The following is a 20,121-nucleotide window of genomic DNA, read 5'->3' on the forward strand; positions in this document are numbered from 1 at the left end:
TATTGTATCGAAAAAGGTAAACCAAAAATAGACAACGCCACGTAAAAAACGTGACGTAACAATCTCTTTTTATTTAAAAATGATGATTTCTCTTCTTTCTATTTTACTGAAACGATGCTAAAAACACCAATAATCTTCCTTTGAAAGTCATTCCTCTTTTTACAAGTGTCACATATAAAATGAATACCATTTAACGTCCTTTTTCTCCATTAAACATTTACACACAACAAGCTTCTAGGTCATACGGTATAAAGGGGTGATATGGATGGAGATGAACCAAAAACTTACACATGTTACGTCTTTACTTGTCCTTACTGCTATCTTAGTTGTTTCTAACATTTATACGATGATTCCAATTTATGAAACAATTGCGAATGAGTTTGAAGTGCGTGTAGAAGAAGCAATATACGGAAGTAGCTTTTTCACCTTTTTTTATGCAGTGGGGTTGTTAACATTTGGGGGACTCGCTCAGCGGTTGAACCATAAGAAAATCATTGTTTTTGGACTTTTGCTTTCTGCTTTGACCACTTTTTTGGTCTCGCTATCCTCAACTTCATTAGCACTCTATATTAGCCGAGCTCTTCAAGGTTTTACATTAGGAAGCTTCGCACCTGTTGCATTTGCCTATACATTTGAATTATTTTCGTCATCAAGACGAACACTTGTGTTAGCTCTTATTAATACGGGGTTTTTAGTCGCAGGCATTTTAGGTCAACTTGCTAGTATGGTGATTTCATTGTTTTTTCAATGGGGATTTATTTTTGTTGTATTCAGTGTTGCTTACTTTTGTTTATTTATTGTCACATGGGTTGTCCTACCAACACCTTCACATACACCTGCGATCAACTCCGCTATTCTTTCATCTTTTCGTCGACATTTATCCAACGTCGAACTACTTAAAAGCTACATCATCACCTTTACCTTGATGCTGTCATTTGTTTTCTTTTATGAAAGTCTAGCTAAATACTTTTTATCTACACCTGCTCTCAATACACATACGGTGTTTATGATTCGTTCTGTTGGTTTAATTGGGGTTATTTTATCGTTGTTTACAGGACCCATCATTGAACGATATGGTGGAAAAAAGACGTTACGGATTGGATTTCTTATTGGAACTCTTTCACTTGTCTCTATCGTTCTGTACCCATCTATTTCAAATATTGCGTTCTCCTCTATCTTTTTTGTTGCCGCTATTTCATTACTCTTGCCTAGTGTAATTACATGCATTGGAAATGAAGCGAAACAGCACCGAACGTCTGCTATATCTCTTTATTCATTTATTTTACTAACAGGCGCAAGCATCGCACCACTTATCGTAAAACCATTTAGCTTCCAATCTTCCATATTAGTCCTTATTCTTATCTTCCTTATAAATATAATAACTTCATCGTTTTTAAAGACAGATCGCTAAAAGATAGGAAAAAATGACTTTATGAAACATCCCTTGCAAATTCAAGGTTTGATTTGTACTGAATCTTATCAGCAAAGGATGTTTCAGTATAATCAAATGAGGCTTTTTCCTCTTTTGATTAACACCTACATCATAATTCCACCATCTACATGAAGCACGGTACCATTTACATAGTTCGCTTCATCAGATGCTAAGTATAAGTAAGCATGTGCAATATCCGCCGGTTTTCCAAGGCGTCGCATCGGAATGGTTAACTTCACTTGATCAAGTGCTTTTTCAGGAACAGCTGCTACCATATTGGTTTCTATAAATCCTGGCGCTACTGCATTGACTGTAATGTTTTTACGAGCTAGCTCTTTTGCCCACGTTTTTGTCATACCTACTACCGCCGCTTTTGAAGCTGCATAATTGGTTTGACCAAAATTCCCATACACCCCTGAGACAGAAGATGTGTTAATAATTCTTCCTTGTCCTTCGTTAATCATATGTGGCACAACAGCTTGCGTACAATGAAAAACACCCGTTAGGTTAACATCAAGCACTCGTTGAAAATCTTCCACTGCCAGCTTTGTCAGCATTCCATCTCTCGTGATACCTGCGTTATTGATTAAAATATCAATTTTTGAAAATCGCTCAACAACTTGTTCAACCATTTGATCGACGCTCTTCCGGTCCGCTACATTCACTTGAAAAAACTCTACTTCATTTCCTTCTGATTGTAATTCTTTCGCTCTTTTTCTCCCTGTTTCTTCATCATAGTCAACCATGGCCACTTTTGCACCTTCTCGTAAAAATACTTTAACACTCTCTAGTCCTAACCCGTTTGCAGCACCTGTAATAATAGCTACTTTGTTTTCCAACCTCATCTCTCTACCTCCTCATAGCTAACGATTTAATTCGTACAACCACCTACTCAATTGTTTTCTAAAAAGTTCTTTTTGTATCTATATACCCAATCCATCAATTGTACTAACTACCGCTTACTTAATAAGTATTCTACACCCCAATAAATATTTAACATTTTTTCACTTCTCTTTATTCTTAACAAAAAAATCAAGACATTCATTCTCTGTCTTGATTGGCAATCCCAACGTTTAGGCGAGCTTCTATTTGTTTCCCTACTAACCAAAGAACAAAAATAACGACAACAACAATCACAGTTTTGATAGGCTCTTTAAAGAATGAAACAAAATCAGCTCCGATAAAGCTCATAACAAACACCATGACCATTTTGCCTGCAAGAACTGCAAGCGTAAATTGCGCAACACTCACACGTGATAATCCTGCGACAATGTTAATGGCTGCAGATGGTGTGAAGGGAAAACAAAGCATTAGAAATAAAGGGCCAAACCCGTGTCTCTCTACCCAAAGCATAATCTTTCTAATTTGTTGATGTTTTCGTATATACGAAAAAAATCGCTCTCGTCCAAATCGACGAACGAGAAAAAACACAGCTAAAGCTCCTACACATGTTCCGATCCATGAGATCAGAAATCCTAACCACAATCCGAATGCAGCAGCATTTGCCATAACAAACGCAAATAACGGTAAGATTGGTATAAACGCCTCAAGCATCGGTAATAAAACGCCTGTAATTAAGCCAAATGAGCGATATTCTTCTAACAATTTCAAAACGCCTTCTAATGTCATATATTGTTGCAATGTATCGAAATCCATTCCCTAATCTCCTTACAACCGAAAACTTAATTCACTACTCTTATTGTACCTTTTCCTTTTTTAAAATAAAAGAAACCTTATGACAAAAAGAGGCTGAGTAGAGTAGGAACAAAAAGATCGTTCTCCTACTCTACTCAGCCGGCAACATCTCTTTCCAACAACACCTTTTAAGATCAAGAAATAGACAGGAAAGATACCTTGCATTTCACCCTTCTTTACTCACTTATATTTCAATCGGTTTTAGATTAGTGTTAAAAAGCAATGTTTACATATAACGCTCAAACCACTCTATAATATGGTTTAGACGATGTTTTCTTAAAACAGGAGGGCCACTACGTGATAATTCATGATTGGCTTCTGGAAAACGAACAAATTTCACATCTTTTTCTTTTCGTTTTAGCGCGATAAAGAGCTGTTCAGCTTGTTCAATTGGACAGCGATAGTCTTTTTCGCTATGCAAAATAAGCAATGGTGTTTCAACATTTGATACAAGTCGTAATGGTGAGTGATGCCATAGCTTATCAATGTCTTCGTAAATATCTGCTTTTACTTCCCACTCTGTAAAATAGTAACCAATATCACTTACACCGTAAAAGCTTGTCCAGTTTGAAATACAACGTTGTGTAACCGCTGCTTTAAATCGATTTGTTTGACCAACAATCCAGTTCGTCATAAAACCACCGTAACTTCCACCCGTAACGCCTAGTCGATTCGTATCAATGAAAGGATAGCGCTCGATTGCTTCGTCCACAACTACCATTAAATCTTCATAGTCCATACCACCATAATCACCGCGTACAGCATCGACAAATGCTTGACCATACCCTCTACCGCCGCGTGGATTTGAGAATAGGATCGCATAACCTTTCGCCGCTAGCAACTGAAACTCATACATAAAGGTGTTCCCATACATCATATGAGGCCCACCGTGAATTTCTAAAATAAGTGGATACTGGTCACTTTCTTTATCGTGAGGAGGCTTCATGATCCAGCTTTGCAGTTGCAAACCATCTTTTGCTCTCGTATAAAACGCCTCTGATGTAACAAACTCAACTTCTTCCACTAAGTCCTGATTTACATTCGTGACTTGCGCAAGCTCTCCTGTCATTAAGTTCAGCATGTATAAGTCACCAGGATGACTAGGCTTACTAATTCCAATCACCGCTTTATGCTGTTCTGGATGAATGGATAGACTATATACATGCAAGTCTTCTAATAATGACGGATACATTTCTCCATGAATGTTACCATAGTAAACACCTACATTTCCTTGGTCACTCATGAGGAAATAAAATCCTTCACTATCACTGGTCCATAAAACACCTGGATTGGTTCGCCAAGAATGAACATCACCCACCATTACATCCCCTATCTCTACATCCCACTCACTCGTTAAGCATGTAAACGTTTGGTTCTGTAAATGATACAACCAAATCTTATTAACCGTTGCCGATTGATATTCTCGTTCATTTCCAATTAACGCTAAATATGTACCATCCGGTGAAGCCGATACAGTTGAGAAGTACCCTCTCCCATTTGTCACATTCGTCAATAAACTTGTTTCTACTTCATAAATAAAGACATCAGAATGGAGAGATAAACCTGGGTTTTGAGATCTGTTCGCTGTAAAAACAATTGACTTCTGATCTGGTAGCCAACAGCCTACACTATGATGATACGGTCCACTCGTTAACTGTGTGACATTGCCTGTTTCAACTTCCACCATCATGACTTGCGAATACATATCTTTTAAAAAGCCACTTGCATCTGACTTGTATTGTAGATTTTCTACGACTAGCGGTTTAAGTTCTGTCGTGTCTTTACGTATTTCTTGTTCTGAGCTCTTTGTTGAGAATAAGATATAACGACCGTCTGGTGACCATTCAATCGTTGATGCTCCTTGCTGGCAATCTGTTAACCTCCTTGCTTCACCGCCATTCGATGAAACAAGATAGATTTGCGGTTTACCTGAACGAGTTGATAAAAATGCAAGAGAACGTCCAGTGGGTGACCATCGTGGTGAATAGTCTTTTTGTGCTCCATACGTCCATTGATTTGTTTCACCTGTTTCTAGCTCAATCATATGTAAATGTGAATAATAACTTTCCGTTTCACAGTTCATTCCATGCAATACATAAATCGCCCGACTTCCATCTGGTGATAACTTTGCGTCATAAACCGATTTTAGACGGTTCAAATCATCTAAGATTAATGCTCGTTTTTTTGACATGTTCCTACGCCTCCTTTGCTGTTTATTGTACTATATAAGGAAGGATTATATCGAATTTTCAGAACTCAGCTTTAAAAATCTAAAAATTTAGAAAATTGGTTGTTTTTTTCTTTCTTCATCTATATACTATTAAAAAGACTCCGAGGTGATTTTTCATGAAAAACGAAAAGTCGTATACCGAAATGATGAAGTCGTTAGCCCGCAAAAAAAGAACAATGGAGACAATCAGCATGTTAGATGTGTACATCGACATGATTATTGACGAATCCTTGTTCAAAAGACGTAAAGAACTATTAGAGCAAAGCATCGATGAAGCCTTAGACAACCGTGATCAGCAAACCTTCCGTGACCTCGCCAAACAATACCAACTATTAGTTCAATCTGCTACTTAATTTTAAAAAATCCTTCACGCATTTTTGCATGAAGGATCATTTTTGTGACTATGCTTTTGTAAATTGATCTGCTTCTGTGGATCCTTTTAAAGCTGTTGTAGAAGACGTTCCTCCTGAAACAACTTGTGCTACCTCATCAAAGTATCCTGTTCCTACCTCACGTTGATGTCTCGTAGCTGTATAACCGTAAGCCTCACTTGAAAACTCACGTTGTTGTAATTCTGAATAAGCTGCCATTCCTCTCGTTTTGTATCCACGAGCTAATTCAAACATGCTGTGGTTCAGCGCATGGAAACCTGCTAATGTAACGAACTGGAACTTATAGCCCATTTTTGCAATTTCACGTTGAAACTTTTCGATTGTTTTTTCATCTAGCTTTTTCTTCCAGTTAAATGATGGCGAGCAGTTATACGCTAACAGTTTACCTGGGAATTTCTCGTGAATAGCTTTAGCGAACTTCTCCGCTTGTTCTAAATCTGGCTCTGATGTTTCACACCAAATTAAATCTGCGTAAGGTGCATAAGACAGACCTCTTGCAATCGCTTGGTCTAACCCTGCACGTGTACGATAGAAACCTTCTGCTGTACGCTCTCCTGTAATAAACTGACGATCTACTGGATCAATATCACTTGTAATAAGGTCTGCTGCATCTGCATCTGTACGTGCAATTAAAATCGTTGGAACACCCATGACATCCGCTGCAAGACGTGCTGAAATTAAATTACGTACAGCTGTCTGCGTTGGTAAAAGGACTTTCCCTCCTAAATGGCCACACTTCTTTTCAGAAGATAATTGATCTTCAAAGTGAACCGCCGAAGCACCCGATTCAATCATCCCTTTCATTAGTTCAAATACATTTAATTGACCGCCAAATCCTGCTTCTGCGTCCGCTATAATAGGTGCAAAGTAATCAATATCCCCTTCACCTTCAAGATGTTGAATTTGATCTGCTCGTTGTAACGCTTGATTAATACGTTTTACAACGTGAGGTACACTGTTTGCTGGATATAAACTTTGATCTGGATACATGTGACCCGATAAGTTTGCATCGGCAGCTACTTGCCAACCACTGAGATAAATCGCTTTTAATCCAGCTTTGATTTGTTGAACAGCTTGATTACCAGTTAACGCCCCTAACGCATGAACATAATTTTCTGTTTGTAAAAGGTTCCAAAACTTTTCAGCTCCACGTCGTGCCAATGTATGTTCAATGTCAATTGAACCTCTTAGTTTAATAACCTCTTCAGCAGAATACGTACGCTCAATCCCTTCCCAACGTTTATCACTCTTCCAGCTTTGTTCTAATTTCTGAATACGTTCATTTGTCATTTTAAAAAACCTCCTATTAGTAAATGAAAATTCAATTTTATAACCATGTAATTTTACTAACTTACTTATTAAAGAATGTCGTAGCCTCTTAGTGTTAAAAAGTCTGCGAATTCTTCTTGTGCAATTAGTTGATCGAATAAAGATACCGCTTCCGAAAAACGCCCCTCGTTAAATCGCTCTTCTCCGAGTTGCTGCTTGATTTTTTGTAACTCTTCTTGCTTTAATTGTTCAACAAGCTCGAATGTTATCTTTCGTCCATCTTGTAACATGCCTTTCGGATGGCGAATCCATTGCCAAATTTGTGCACGAGATATTTCGGCAGTTGCAGCATCTTCCATCAAATTATGAATCGGAGCTGCTCCTCTTCCGCATAACCACGATTCAATGTATTGAATGCCAACGTTAATATTTGTTCGTAAGCCATCTTCTGTAATGTTTCCTTGTGGCACTTCTAATAAATTTTCAGCTGTTACTTGTACGTCTTCTCGTTTTCGATCAATCTGATTCTTTCCAGTCATCACCTTGTCAAACACTTCCATTGCCACAGGAACGAGGCCAGGGTGAGCGACCCACGTACCATCATGACCATCATTCGCTTCTCTTTCTTTATCGTTTCGAACTTTTTCAAATGCGATTCGGTTGGCTTCATCGTCATTTTTAACAGGAATTTGTGCAGCCATTCCGCCAATCGCATGAACATTTCGACGATGACAAGTTTGAATTGCTAACAGAGAATAAGACCTCATAAATGGTACGGTCATTGTGACAAGTGCTCGATCTGGTAAAATCACATTCTCTTGGTTACGCAACTTTTTAATGTAACTAAAAATATAATCCCAACGGCCACAGTTTAATCCGGCTGAGTGTTCTTTTAATTCATACAGAATCTCATCCATTTCAAATGCAGCTAAAATGGTTTCAATTAAAACGGTTGCTTTAATTGTTCCTTTTGGAATACCTAAGTACTGTTGTGCATAAATGAAAACATCATTCCATAAACGAGCTTCTAAATGACTTTCCATTTTCGGTAAGTAAAAGTAAGGACCGCTTCCTCTAGCAATCAACTCTTTCGCATTGTGAAAAAAGTACAATCCGAAATCTACTAAACTACCTGACATCGGTTCATTCTCTATTAAAAGATGCTTTTCTTCTAAATGCCAGCCACGGGGTCGTACAACTAGTGTTGCCACATCACTTTTTAATTGATAGGTCTTTCCATTTGTCCCTTCAAATGAAATGGTTTTATTCACTGCATCTTGAAGGTTGATCTGACCATCTAACGCATTTTCCCATGTTGGAGAGTTTGCATCCTCAAAGTCAGCCATAAACACTTTTGCACCTGAATTTAATGCGTTGATAATCATTTTACGTTCGACGGGACCTGTAATTTCAACACGTCGATCTAGTAAATCATGCGGGATTGGTGACACCGTCCAATCACTTTTACGAATATGTTCGGTTTCTTTTAAAAAGGCGGGAAGCTTTCCATTATCGATTTCTTGTTGGCGGGCAATTCTTCGTTGTAATAGTTGTTTTCTCGTTGAGTTGAATGTTGTGTGAAGGGATTTCAGAAATTGTAACGCATCTGGTGTTAAAATCTCAAGATGAGCGGGAGTCGTTTTACCAGCAACCTGGATACCAGTTGTGCCTGTTTGCATCTATGCGACACACTCCTTTCTTCTTGTTATAAAACAGATTGTTGTTTACATTAGTTATTATATAACAGAATATTCTAAAGAGGAACACTTTTTTGAAAAAATTTTCCTACTTTTAAGTTGTCCACCCTTTAAATCTTCCCTTATCATAGGTACGCACTGTTTAAGCCTTTTAGCACTAAAAAGACAAAAAGATTGAGCATGCGCTCATATCCACACAAAAAAAACTCGAGATTCCTCAACGAACGATCTTTTCCTTCTTTTGAGATAACCTCGAGTTTTTGCTTACTCGCTCTTTTTATATTCTTCAATGAATTGAATTCGCTCTAAAATGGTTGGATGACTGTAGCGAAATAGTTTGACTAAATAAGGTGGATTCACTTGTGATAATCCTGACTTTGTTAATTCTTGGAACGTTTTCACAGCTGCTTGTTGATCTCCTGTTAACTCAATCGCATACGTATCAGATTGAAGTTCATGATAACGTGACACAACATTTGTAAATGGGCTAATGATAAACGTCATAAGTGAAACTAACAATAAAAGAAGTGGCAAAGATGCGACGTCATTCAGCGATGAAAGTTGAAGTGTCTGTCCCCATTTCCGAATGACCCATTGTGCTAGATGTTTGATGATCCATAAACCAACTAACGATAAGCCAAGAGCCAATAATATGCTACCATACACGTGTTTCTTTACATAATGACCCATTTCATGTGCCATAATGAACAAGATTTCATTATCTCCGAGCTTCTCTAATGTTGTGTCCCATAACACAATCCGTGAGTTAGATCCGATTCCTGTTACATACGCATTCATTGAATTTGTTTTTTCTGACATATTCACTTCATACACATGTTCCGCTGGTATATTTGCTTCATTGGCTAAATTCAATATTTTTGCTTCTAACTCTTTATCTTGAAGTGGATAAAAATCGTTGTAAAGAGGGTCAATAACTACCGGTTGAATAAATGTTAGAAAGAGCGTAAACGGAACTGACAAGACCCAAGCATACAACCACCAACGTTTCTGATACTTTCGAATAAGCCAGTATAAAATCGCAACAGTCACAGCCAACATGAGATAACTAATCCAAAAGTCGATAAATATGTCTTTCATCCAACCTTGAAACGATTGCGTGGTAATGTTATAGTTTTTCGATACTTGATATTTAATGAGATCTAGCGGAAATGACAGAACTAATAAGATAAGTGACAACCAAAACGCATAGATAGATGTTTGTACGATCATTTTTTTACTAATTTCTTGAGACCAATAACTAAATCTTCTCGAAAAACCAAATGCTAAAACAAGAATAAATGCTAACCATTCATACGGTATACCAATAAAAAATAACACATTCCGTATCTTTGAATATTCTTCGCTTAACATAAGTTCTCTTGCATTCATGAATGTAGCTGGATCGACACTCGTCCCTTTTAACTCCGCTGGAATAGACGTATCACTCATATAAAACAAGTAGAGATACATAAACAATGAATACAGCAAAAAGCCAATGACAGACCATGAAATTAATTTCCTCACCCTATCCCCCCTTATGTACAACCTTCTTATCACTATTATTAGTTTAAGTATCAATTTCTTATTTAGAACAAAAATAAAAAGAGGTGGTCACAAAAAGTGTAACCACCCTACAAAGTACTAATACCTCTTCTTATTAGACTAAAAGTGCACGATCATTCGCAAGCTGTGTTCCTCTAATTCGCTGAAACTCTTTTAATAATGTATCAATCGTTAACGATTTCTTTTCTTCTTCCTCTACTTGCAAGATAATTTGCCCTTTATCCATCATAATTAACTTGTTTCCTAAATAAAGAGCTTGCTGCATATTATGTGTAACCATTAAGGTTGTTAAATTCAAGCGTTTAACAATTTCTTTGGTGAGCTCCGTAATACGCTCTGCCCGAGATGGATCTAATGCAGCGGTATGCTCATCTAAAAGTAAAATGCTCGGCTCTGTAAATGTCGCCATTAACAAGGATAAGGCTTGACGTTCTCCACCCGATAAAAGTCCGACTTTTGCATCTAGTCGATTTTCAAGACCCAACTGTAACTGTTGCAGCTGTTCTTTAAAAAAGACTCGCTTCTTTTTCGTTACACCAAATGCTAATGTTCGCTTCTTTGTCCGGTTAAATGCAATGGCTAAATTCTCTTCAATTGTTAAATGGGGAGAAGTTCCTGCCATCGGATCTTGAAACACTCGCCCTATCAGACTTGCTCTTCTTTGTTCAGACCACGCACTAACATCTTGGTCATGAATCAAAATATCACCAATATCACTTTGTAACTTACCTGAGATAATGTTCATTAAGGTTGATTTTCCTGCGCCGTTGCTTCCAACAATTGTGACAAAATCACCTTTATTTAAAGAAAGAGATATGTTATCAATCGCGATTTTTTCATCAGCTGTTCCTTCGTTAAAGACTTTATGAATTTGTTTTAGTTGCAGCAATTGCCTCACCTCTCCTCTCTGTTAACATTCGTTCTGCTAAGCGTGTTTTTTTCCGCTGTCCTTCTTTATACTGCTGAATAGCTTTTGGAAGAAGTAAGGCTAAAATAACAATTGCAGCCGTAATTAATTTCAAATCACCTGTTTCTAAAAATTCAACCCGGAGTGCTAATGTAACAATTAAGCGATACATAATCGCTCCTAAAATCACTGCTAAAGTTGCTCTTACAATTGTTTTTGCTCCAACGATTGCTTCACCAATAATAACAGAAGCTAGACCAATGACAATCATTCCAATCCCCATTCCAATATCACTAAACCCACTGTATTGAGCAATTAACCCACCTGAAAATGCCACAAGAGCATTCGAAATTCCTAATCCAACAATAATGTACATATCTGTTTTCCCGGCAAAGCTACGAATCATCGCCACATTATCACCAGTTGCTCGAATTGCTAAACCAATTTCTGTTTTAAGGAATTGATCGAGAAGAACTTTCAACACGACAATAATGACAATCATTACGACTAAAATAGCCCATGTCCTTGGTACAACCCCTGAAAGGCCCATTCCTGTTAATAAACCATTGAACCCTTCATCAATCAAACGAAACATACCCGTAACCGATGTAAATAACGTTTCTTCTTGAAGAAGTGGCACATTTGATTTCCCCATAATCCGCAAGTTAATGGAATAAAGAGCAATCATCATTAAAATTCCAGATAAAAGGGCATTAATTTTCCCGTTTGTGTGTAATAAGCCCGTTATACATCCTGTAATAAATCCACCTATTAGTGCAAAAACAGACGCCAAAATTGGATGTACACCATTTACGATACAAACAGCGGCAATTGCTGCTCCCGTTACGAAACTACCATCAACCGTTAAATCTGGAATGTTTAAAATTCGAAATGATATATATACACCAAGTGCCATGATGGCATAAATAAGTCCTGCTTCAAATGAGCCGAATATGGCAGTAGACAATCTCAATCCCTCTCTTCTCTAACTTGTTGTATAAACGATGAGGCTGTGTCAAAAGGAGCTAAACACCTCCATTTTTGCACAGCCCACAAACCGTTCTTTTTATTAGCTAGTTTCATCAGTTTTGTTGCTAGATAACAAGTGATGAGGGGAAGTTACTTTTCAATTTATCTAACCTCAATCAACTTACGATCTGCGTAAAAATCTTTCGAACAGCAACAATGTTTTCGAAAACAGCCTATTTATTTCCCATTCTTACTGTCATGCATATGAATTATTCTGTATACTCTGCTTTTGAATCCCATTCTTGTAATAATTGAATACCCATTCCATCTGCCGCTTTTTCATTGATTAGTAACTTTAAATTATCAGGATATTGAACAGGAAGATCAGATGCTTTTTTATCACCTTTCAAAATACTTGCTGCCATTTCACCAGATTGATAGCCAATATCAAAGTAACTAAATCCATACGCCGCAAATCCACCACGCTTCACAGAATCAAGTTCTCCCACATAAAGAGGAATATCTTGTTCTGTTGCTACTTGAATGACTGATTCTAACGCTGATACGACGGTGTTATCAGTAATAATATAGAACACGTCTACCTTACCAACTAATGACTCTGCAGCTTGCTTTACTTCAGCACTTGTTGAGACAGATGCTTCAACAAGTTTTAAGTCCGTGCCCTCGGTTGCCTTTTTCACCATATTAATTTGAGCTACTGAGTTTTGTTCTCCCGAATTATAAATCACACCAATTTTGTTTCCTTCTGCATATTCGTCAATAAATTTCACTGTGTTTGGAATTGCGTCAGGATGCGTATCCGTTGTACCTGTAATGTTATCTCCAGGCTCTTCAAATGATTTTACAAGTCCTGCACCGACAGGATCGGTAACCGATGTAAAGATAATTGGAATCTCTTTTGTTGCATTTAGGGCGCCTAGTGCACTTGGTGTAGAGTTAGCAAAAATCAAATCCACATTGTCACCGGCAAAGTTTGTGGCAATAGATTGATTTGTACTCATATCACCTTGAGCAATTTGTACATCGTATTCAACCTCTAATCCTTCTTCTTTTAAAGCTTCTTTAAAACCTTTTAATGCTTCATCGAGCGAAGGGTGTTCAACAATTTGTGTCACCCCTACTTTAAATACATCCGCTTTTTCACCTTCATCTCCTGAACCTGTTGTATCAGACGAACTACACCCTGCAATAAGCATTGTTGATAATACGACCCCTGCGATTCCTGCCATTCTCTTTTTCATCGTAATCCCCCTTTTAGTACTGTTTCGCTTTTATGTGTTAAATTATAACGCATAAATTGGAAGATTCAAGTTTATTTTCTAAAAATTATAAATTTTTCACCAAATAAAAAAACTTGCTTGTTTTACATTGTTTTTTATCAATGTAAAACAAGCAAGTATCGAACCATTATCTACCTTTAAATTGTGGTTTTCTCTTTTCTCCAAACGCAACAAGAGCTTCGACACGGTCTTCGGTTGGAATGGTTAATTCATATGCTTTTCGTTCAATTTGTAATCCTGTTTGTAAATCTACTTTCATGCCTTCTTTTACCGCAAACTTCGCTTGCTGTAACGCAATTGGGCCATTTTGTAAAATAGAACTCACAAACTGCTGCACAGCTTCTTCAAGCTTTGTTTCTGCCACAACATTTGTAAACAGTCCATATGTATACGCTTCAACTGAAGGTAGTTTACGTGCTGTTAAAATAAGTTCTAACGCTTTTGCTTCTCCAATTAATCGTGGTAGACGTTGCGTTCCACCAGCACCTGGAATAATGGCTAAACTCGTCTCCGTTAATCCTACTAATGTGTGATCAACGGCGATGCGAAAATCACAAGCAAGCGCTAATTCCATTCCTCCTCCGAACGCATATCCGTTAATCACAGCAATCGTCGGTTGTGGGAGTTGTTCAATCTTTGAAAACACTTCACCGATCTTGAAGATGTTACGCTTTACTTGTTGAGGTGTTAATGTTTTACGTTCCTTTAAGTCAGCTCCTACACTAAATGCTTTCGCACCAGCACCTGTAATAGTAACAAGGCGAACATCTTCGTTAATACGAATTGACTCGACTACCTCTTCTAACTCAAGTAGCATATCATAGTTAAATGCATTCATGACATCTGGACGATTTAACACAACCTTTGCTACATGTTCTTGAACCTCAAACTTAATGCTATCCATTGCTTCAACCCCTTTTTGAAATCGTTTACAATAAAACATTCTGCTTTTTTTGTAAAATTCCTTTTTAAAAGAGGTGATTATGATTGTTCAAGTAATTGTTGCTTCAAGGCTCTTCGTAAAATTTTACCGGTTGTATTCTTTGGTAGTTCCTCTAAAAATTCAATTTCAGTTGGAACTTTGTATTTTGCTAATTGTTCTCTACAGTGCTGAAGGAGATCTTCTTCTGTTACCGTAGAATCTCTGACAACAACAAAGCATTTTACAGCTTCACCGAAATTCATATCTGGCACACCAATAACAGCTACTTCTGTAACTGCTTCATGGTTGTACAACACTTCCTCTACTTCACGTGGGTACACATTGTAGCCGCCTACAATAATCATATCTTTCTTACGATCTACAATATAAAAGTAGCCTTCCTCATCCACTCGACCCAAATCACCTGTGTATAACCAACCATCTTTAATTGTATAAGTTGTTTCTTCAGGCATTTTATAATAGCCTTTCATCACATTTGGACCTTTGACAATCAGTTCTCCTACTTGTCCAACTGGAACTTCCTCACCCATCTCGTCTACAATTTTATTTTCCACATTCATAATAGACGTACCAATTGACCCTACTTTTCGTTCTTTATCTAATGGATTAAAACACGTAACAGGCGATGCTTCCGACAAGCCGTAGCCCTCTGAGATAATCACATCAAACTTTTGTTCAAACCCTTTTAATAAAGCAACTGGCATTGACGCACCACCTGAGATACATAAGCGAAGCGTTTGAACATCTTCTTTTGTTCCTTGAGGATGTTGCATTAAGAAGTTATACATAGTTGGTACACCCGCAAAGATCGTAGCATTATGCTCCCTCACAACTCGAAATACTTCGCCTGGGCTAAATTTTGGAACAATAAGAATCGTTCCTCCGTTCATAAGTGGCGCGTTTAACGCAACCGTTAAGCAGAACACATGAAACATTGGTAATGTAGCCACAACACGGTCTTTTTCTGTAATATCAAGAAAGTCAGCCACATCTTTTGCATTACGGTATACGTTTTTGTGAGTTAACATTGCACCTTTGGGCTTTCCAGTCGTGCCAGATGTGTATAAGATAATTGCCACATCTTCGTCCACTAATTCCGGAAAGTTAAAATTGTGATGTCCAAGTTCAAGTATCGATGAAAACATACGAGCAAATGAAGGTATTGTAGAATCTTGATTGCTTAAAAGTTCTTTTCCTTGAGGTGTTTCACATAAGATGACGTGTTCTAATGCTGGAAGATGATTTGTGACGTTTGCTAACAATGGAAGTAGTAAATCAAGCGCAATAACCGCTTTCACATCTCCATTTTTTAAAATATACGTAATTTCATCTGCTGTATAAATTGGATTGATAGGAATAACGGTTGCACCCATCCTTAACGCTCCATACAATCCAATGACAAAGTGTGGTGAATTCCCTAGTAATAAAGCAACATGATCCCCTTTTTGTACCCCTAATTTTTGCAACCCGCTAGCAAATTTTGAAATTGATGCATCTAATTCACCGTATGTCACATGGTTTTCAGCAAACATATATGCAGCCTTCGTTGGATTAACCACTGCTGTTTCATGTAATTGCGTTGATAAATTCACCATTCCACTCCCTTTTCCCCTTGTTTAATGAATGAATAGTCATTCATTAAAAGATTTTAATTTTATTAAAATTCTAAATATATTATACTTTTTTTCGTTCTACCTTGACAAGTGAATTCGACAAGTCAGCTTGTCTAACAAGTAGCGATTACCTCTATAAAAACAAAACTAAATGCACAAAAGGTTATATGTGATTAAAGGAAGAAAATTAGCGTGGGTTATTCATATATCGAGGTAGGGAAAAAGACTTTCTATTCAACATCCCTTCCCTCTTATGTCCATTAAATGAACGTTGGAGGAAAGAGATATTTGAATGGGTTCAATTGAAAATAGCTGCTCTACTTCTTATTATTTTTTAGTAAAGGAGGTCAATAAATTCTTCTTTATTAATGTTACCGAAGTAATGCTTAATCTCCACATCTTCTAAAGCTTGTACAATTGATGCTTTTTCATAACGGATGCCTGTCAGTTTTTGTTCCACTTCACTTACATCTCCAACACCGAAAAAGTCTCCGAATATCTTACATTGCTCAATCGTTCCTTTATTTACTTCTAACCTCACGTCGATTTGTCCGACTGGAAAGCGATGAGAATGTTGAACATTAAACTTTGGTGATTTCCCGTAATTCCAATCCCAATTTTGATAGCGTTCTTTTGAGAGTTGGTGAATGTTGTCCCAATCTGCTTCTGTCAGTTTGTATTCTGGGATTTCTTGTTCACCTTCAAAGATATAAGAAAGAAGCAACTTCTTAAACTCAGCGATTGTTATTTTCTCCTCTAAAAATTCACTGATGTTAGCGACGCGGCTACGAATTGATTTAATTCCTTTTGATTCAATCTTATCTTTTTTTACATTCAATGCGGATACCACGTGCTCAATTTCCGAATCAAATAATAGCGTGCCATGACTAAACATACGCCCGCGTGTAGAGAATTGAGCGTTACCAGAGATTTTACGCCCTTGTGCAATGATATCATTTCGGCCACTTAACTCAGCTTTTACGCCTAGTTTTGCTAGTGCTTCAACAACCGGTTCTGTGAATTTCTTGAAGTTATGAAAACTCTCGCCGTCATCTTTTGTAATAAAGCTAAAATTTAAATTGCCAAGGTCATGATAAACGGCTCCACCACCTGAAAGACGACGTACAACGTGAATGCCATTGTCATCTACATATTTTGTGTTAATTTCTTCAATTGTGTTTTGATTTTTCCCAATAATGATTGATGGCTCATTTATGTAAAAAAGTAAATACGTTTCATTTATATCTAGATTTTTTAACGCATACTCCTCAATCGCTAAGTTAATGCGTGGATCTGTAATGTTTTGATTATCAATAAATAACAACATGAATCCTCCTTATTCTCCCCAAGTCAAACCAGCATGAGCAAGTGTAATGTCACCTTTAAAATGCTGGTTTACTTCTGCCACTAATTGTTGATGATCTCCATAGTGCGGTAAGTGCGTTAGCATTAATTGTTTGACATTTGAGTTTGATGCCAATTTTCCAGCTTCAATACTTGTCATGTGACCTGCTCCACTTCCATCTTGATGACCATAGAAGTTACATTCACAAATCAATAAATCTGCATGTGTTGAGAATGATACAAATTCTTCCAAATAACTTGAGTCAGCTGTATACACAACGACTTCATCACCTGCTTGTATTCTCATCGCATAGCAAGTAACAGGATGCTTTGTTTTTAAAAATGAAATGGTGAACGGTCCGACTTGCAATGATTCGTTTGGATCGTAAGCGAAACCTTGCGTAATATCTGTATGAGTTAACCGCTCAAATCCTTGTTTATCATGAGCATGCCCATAAATCGGTAAAACATCTAACGCGTTTCCTAAATGTTTCTGAATTAGCCTTGCATATTGAAAAACACCAACATCCGCCACATGATCATGATGATAGTGTGAAATAATCATCGCATCAACATCTTCTGGCTGTATGTAATTTTGTAATTGAGCGAGTGACCCACTTCCACAATCAACTAGCAACGAGAACTCTTCATGCTCCACTAAATAACTAGATGTTGCTTCATTTCTATGAGGATATCCTCCCCAAAAACCAACAACGGTTACTTTCATTTGGCATCATCCTTTGTTTCAAGTTTTCTACTCATTAGTATACCCTACTTGTAAATCATCTAGGTAGTTAGAAAACAATCTAGATGATTTATTCTTTTATGTCACTGTTATAATACAAAATAGAACTCCTTTATAAAAACGACAAAAATTGAGCCTGTTTTTTTAAAAATAGGTGTTTTTGTTATAAAACATAGTTGACAGAATTTAATCTGTTATAATACAATAAAACTAATAAAACAACGGAGGGGATGTAAAAATGTTAGAAAAAATGACTGAATTTTTTAAAAATCTACCGACTAAAAAGTGCATGGAATGCGGAAAAGATATGGAAGAACAGCACGAGTGCTACGGAAATAAATGTGACAATTGCTTAGATGTAATGAAGTAATGTTTGTAAGCGGTATCTTAACTATAAAAAGCAAGCTGTATTAATACAGCTTGCTTTTTATGTCGTTGAAACACGAATAGAGGTTCGATACTCATTTGGTGTGACACCTTCCATTTTTTTAAATACCTTTCGGAAGTATTTATCGTCTTGATAGCCAATCATATTGGCTACTTCATAAACCTTGAGCTCCTCATTTCGTAGAAGTTGCTTAGCTTTATTCATTCGCACTTTCACCAGATAATCAGAAATGTTTTCGTTAAACTTCTGCTTAAATTTACGTGAGATATATTCTCTACTTAGATAAAAACGATCTGAAATCTCTTGCAGCTTTACATCACGGTCAAAGTTTGCTTGAAGAAATTGCTCAATATCATAAATGACATCTTGATTTTTCTTTTTTGTATGTCGCTTCACGATTTTGACAAAAAAATGAACCTCTCTTCTTTTACGATTCATGTAGTTTTGAAGGTCAAAGTCACCATTATCATCGAAAAAGAAATAAACAACGTCTTCTCCATACGGACTTACTGAATGTGAAACATCATACTTTTTCATCCATTGTTGACTCATTAACTGATATTCTTTTTCAAGGTGAAGTAATTGTTTTAACGATAAGTAACGCGTTACCTGAAATTGTTGCATAATGGCTGTAAGAATGTCTTCAAATAATTCGAATTGACCGAGCTGTACTGCTTCTTTTATTTGAGGTAAGTAATCAATGACATTTATAATTTCCAACTTTTCAATATGATTCTCGGCATACACCTTTCCTTCACGCTGGTCTAACACATTTGTATGCAAAAGCACATCCTTCGCTCCATTGTATGAAAGCATAAGGTTTTCAATGCTTTTCACGACTGGCCCAATAGCTACGAAACAACAAACCTCTAGTGTTTTCCTTATACAAGAGTGCATCGTTTCAAGCATGTGTTGTACATGATCGAAACGATTCCAAAAAATCATCACAATTTCTCCTTTGTTAGATAGATAGCGAAAAGCAATGCCACACTTTTCTTCATGAAGCATTTCATTCACAATATTCAAAATAGAAAAGTAAACTAAATCTCGGTCACCTTGAAAAGCATCAATGATTTTCTGATCCACTCGAACAATGGCTACTTGGTACTGTTGAGAAAAGTGAAATCCAAACTCTTGATAAATAGACCCATTGATTAGATGGTTGTTCATTAACTGAGTAAGCTTTCGATCTCGATAGATAGGCTTCATTTCATTCATTAACTGGTGACTGTTCGTGTGTTTCTGCCTGTTTTGCTCTTCTTTTTTCCAATCTTGAACAGCACGCTTCAATGTATCATTTAAAATCGCTGGATCAATTGGTTTTAAAATGTAATCTGTACTGCCAAAATGAATCGCTTTTCTCATATAGTGATAGTCATCATATCCTGTTACAACAATACTTTTACTCGTGTCATGGTGATTCTTTATCCATTCTAGTAATGCAATTCCATCTACTTCAGGCATCTTCATATCCGTAAAAATAATCTCTGGTTTATAAACTTGTATCAGTTCAATTGCTTGTTCTCCACTCTCTGCTTCTAGTACTTGTGAAATATCATTCTCTTTCCATTCACCTAATAACCGAATACCTTCTCTTACGTGTTGTTCATCATCCACGATCAATACTTTCACG

Annotated in this window: 17 protein-coding genes; 3 read left to right on the plus strand and 14 right to left on the minus strand. The window is 37.0% G+C overall.

Annotated elements, in window-relative coordinates; genetic code table 11:
• Window positions 1-265 precede the first annotated feature (265 nt).
• Window positions 266-1,411, plus strand: coding sequence for an MFS transporter (locus DIS06_RS16570; RefSeq protein ID WP_110114346.1), 1,146 nt, complete (start codon window positions 266-268; stop codon window positions 1,409-1,411).
• Between the two features lie 125 nt (window positions 1,412-1,536).
• Here the strand turns inward: DIS06_RS16570 and fabG are convergent, their stop codons facing one another.
• The 3 genes from fabG to DIS06_RS16585 form a co-directional block, all read right to left on the minus strand.
• Window positions 1,537-2,277 (minus strand): 3-oxoacyl-ACP reductase FabG, encoded by a 741-nt coding sequence (gene fabG / locus DIS06_RS16575; RefSeq protein ID WP_110114347.1) that lies wholly within the window; start codon window positions 2,275-2,277, stop codon window positions 1,537-1,539.
• Window positions 2,278-2,473: 196 nt separating this feature from the next.
• Window positions 2,474-3,088 carry a TVP38/TMEM64 family protein gene (locus tag DIS06_RS16580; protein WP_110114348.1) on the minus strand — a complete coding sequence of 205 codons (615 nt, stop codon included), beginning with the start codon at window positions 3,086-3,088 and terminating at the stop codon, window positions 2,474-2,476.
• Between the two features lie 265 nt (window positions 3,089-3,353).
• Window positions 3,354-5,318: a S9 family peptidase gene (locus DIS06_RS16585; protein WP_110114349.1), complete on the minus strand. Its 1,965-nt coding sequence runs from the start codon at window positions 5,316-5,318 to the stop codon at window positions 3,354-3,356.
• Between the two features lie 155 nt (window positions 5,319-5,473).
• Here DIS06_RS16585 and DIS06_RS16590 point away from each other — a divergent pair, with 155 nt between their 5' ends.
• Entirely contained in the window at window positions 5,474-5,710 is a 237-nt protein-coding gene (locus DIS06_RS16590) for an IDEAL domain-containing protein (RefSeq protein ID WP_110114350.1), read from the plus strand.
• Between the two features lie 48 nt (window positions 5,711-5,758).
• On the opposite strand, the gene aceA is transcribed toward DIS06_RS16590, so the two are convergent.
• From aceA to DIS06_RS16640, 10 genes are all read right to left on the minus strand, one after another.
• Window positions 5,759-7,039, minus strand: a complete 1,281-nt coding sequence (aceA, locus tag DIS06_RS16595; protein ID WP_110114351.1) for an isocitrate lyase — start codon at window positions 7,037-7,039, stop codon at window positions 5,759-5,761.
• 68 nt (window positions 7,040-7,107) lie between these two features.
• Window positions 7,108-8,697 carry a malate synthase A gene (aceB, locus tag DIS06_RS16600; RefSeq protein WP_110114352.1) on the minus strand — a complete coding sequence of 530 codons (1,590 nt, stop codon included), beginning with the start codon at window positions 8,695-8,697 and terminating at the stop codon, window positions 7,108-7,110.
• 282 nt (window positions 8,698-8,979) lie between these two features.
• A complete protein-coding gene (locus DIS06_RS16605; protein ID WP_110114353.1) occupies window positions 8,980-10,239 on the minus strand; it encodes a M48 family metallopeptidase in 1,260 nt (419 codons plus the stop codon).
• A 133-nt stretch (window positions 10,240-10,372) separates the two neighbouring features.
• A complete protein-coding gene (locus tag DIS06_RS16610) occupies window positions 10,373-11,167 on the minus strand; it encodes an ABC transporter ATP-binding protein (RefSeq protein ID WP_110114354.1) in 795 nt (264 codons plus the stop codon).
• On the minus strand, window positions 11,142-12,152 hold the full coding sequence (locus DIS06_RS16615; protein WP_110114355.1) for an ABC transporter permease: 1,011 nt from the start codon (window positions 12,150-12,152) through the stop codon (window positions 11,142-11,144). Before DIS06_RS16615 ends, DIS06_RS16610 begins: the two co-directional genes overlap by 26 nt.
• A 271-nt stretch (window positions 12,153-12,423) precedes the next feature.
• On the minus strand, window positions 12,424-13,371 hold the full coding sequence (locus DIS06_RS16620) for an ABC transporter substrate-binding protein (RefSeq protein ID WP_481746878.1): 948 nt from the start codon (window positions 13,369-13,371) through the stop codon (window positions 12,424-12,426).
• 211 nt (window positions 13,372-13,582) lie between these two features.
• Entirely contained in the window at window positions 13,583-14,359 is a 777-nt protein-coding gene (locus tag DIS06_RS16625; protein ID WP_110114357.1) for an enoyl-CoA hydratase-related protein, read from the minus strand.
• Window positions 14,360-14,436: 77 nt separating this feature from the next.
• Entirely contained in the window at window positions 14,437-15,990 is a 1,554-nt protein-coding gene (locus DIS06_RS16630) for a fatty acid--CoA ligase family protein (RefSeq protein ID WP_110114387.1), read from the minus strand.
• 355 nt (window positions 15,991-16,345) lie between these two features.
• A complete protein-coding gene (gene lplA, locus DIS06_RS16635; protein ID WP_110114388.1) occupies window positions 16,346-17,335 on the minus strand; it encodes a lipoate--protein ligase in 990 nt (329 codons plus the stop codon).
• A gap of 12 nt (window positions 17,336-17,347) precedes the next feature.
• Window positions 17,348-18,082, minus strand: coding sequence for an MBL fold metallo-hydrolase (locus DIS06_RS16640; protein WP_110114358.1), 735 nt, complete (start codon window positions 18,080-18,082; stop codon window positions 17,348-17,350).
• A gap of 256 nt (window positions 18,083-18,338) precedes the next feature.
• Here DIS06_RS16640 and yhfH point away from each other — a divergent pair, with 256 nt between their 5' ends.
• Entirely contained in the window at window positions 18,339-18,470 is a 132-nt protein-coding gene (yhfH, locus tag DIS06_RS16645; protein ID WP_110114359.1) for a protein YhfH, read from the plus strand.
• A gap of 57 nt (window positions 18,471-18,527) precedes the next feature.
• Here yhfH and DIS06_RS16650 read toward each other — a convergent pair whose 3' ends face one another.
• The gene (locus tag DIS06_RS16650; protein WP_110114360.1) at window positions 18,528-20,120 is read right to left on the minus strand and encodes a response regulator transcription factor; all 1,593 of its coding nucleotides are present in this window, start codon (window positions 20,118-20,120) and stop codon (window positions 18,528-18,530) included.
• Window position 20,121 lies beyond the last annotated feature (1 nt).

Origin of the sequence: Bacillus sp. CGMCC 1.16541 (assembly GCF_003184905.1) — a bacterium.
Taxonomy (GTDB): Bacteria; Bacillota; Bacilli; order Bacillales; family Bacillaceae_H; genus Priestia.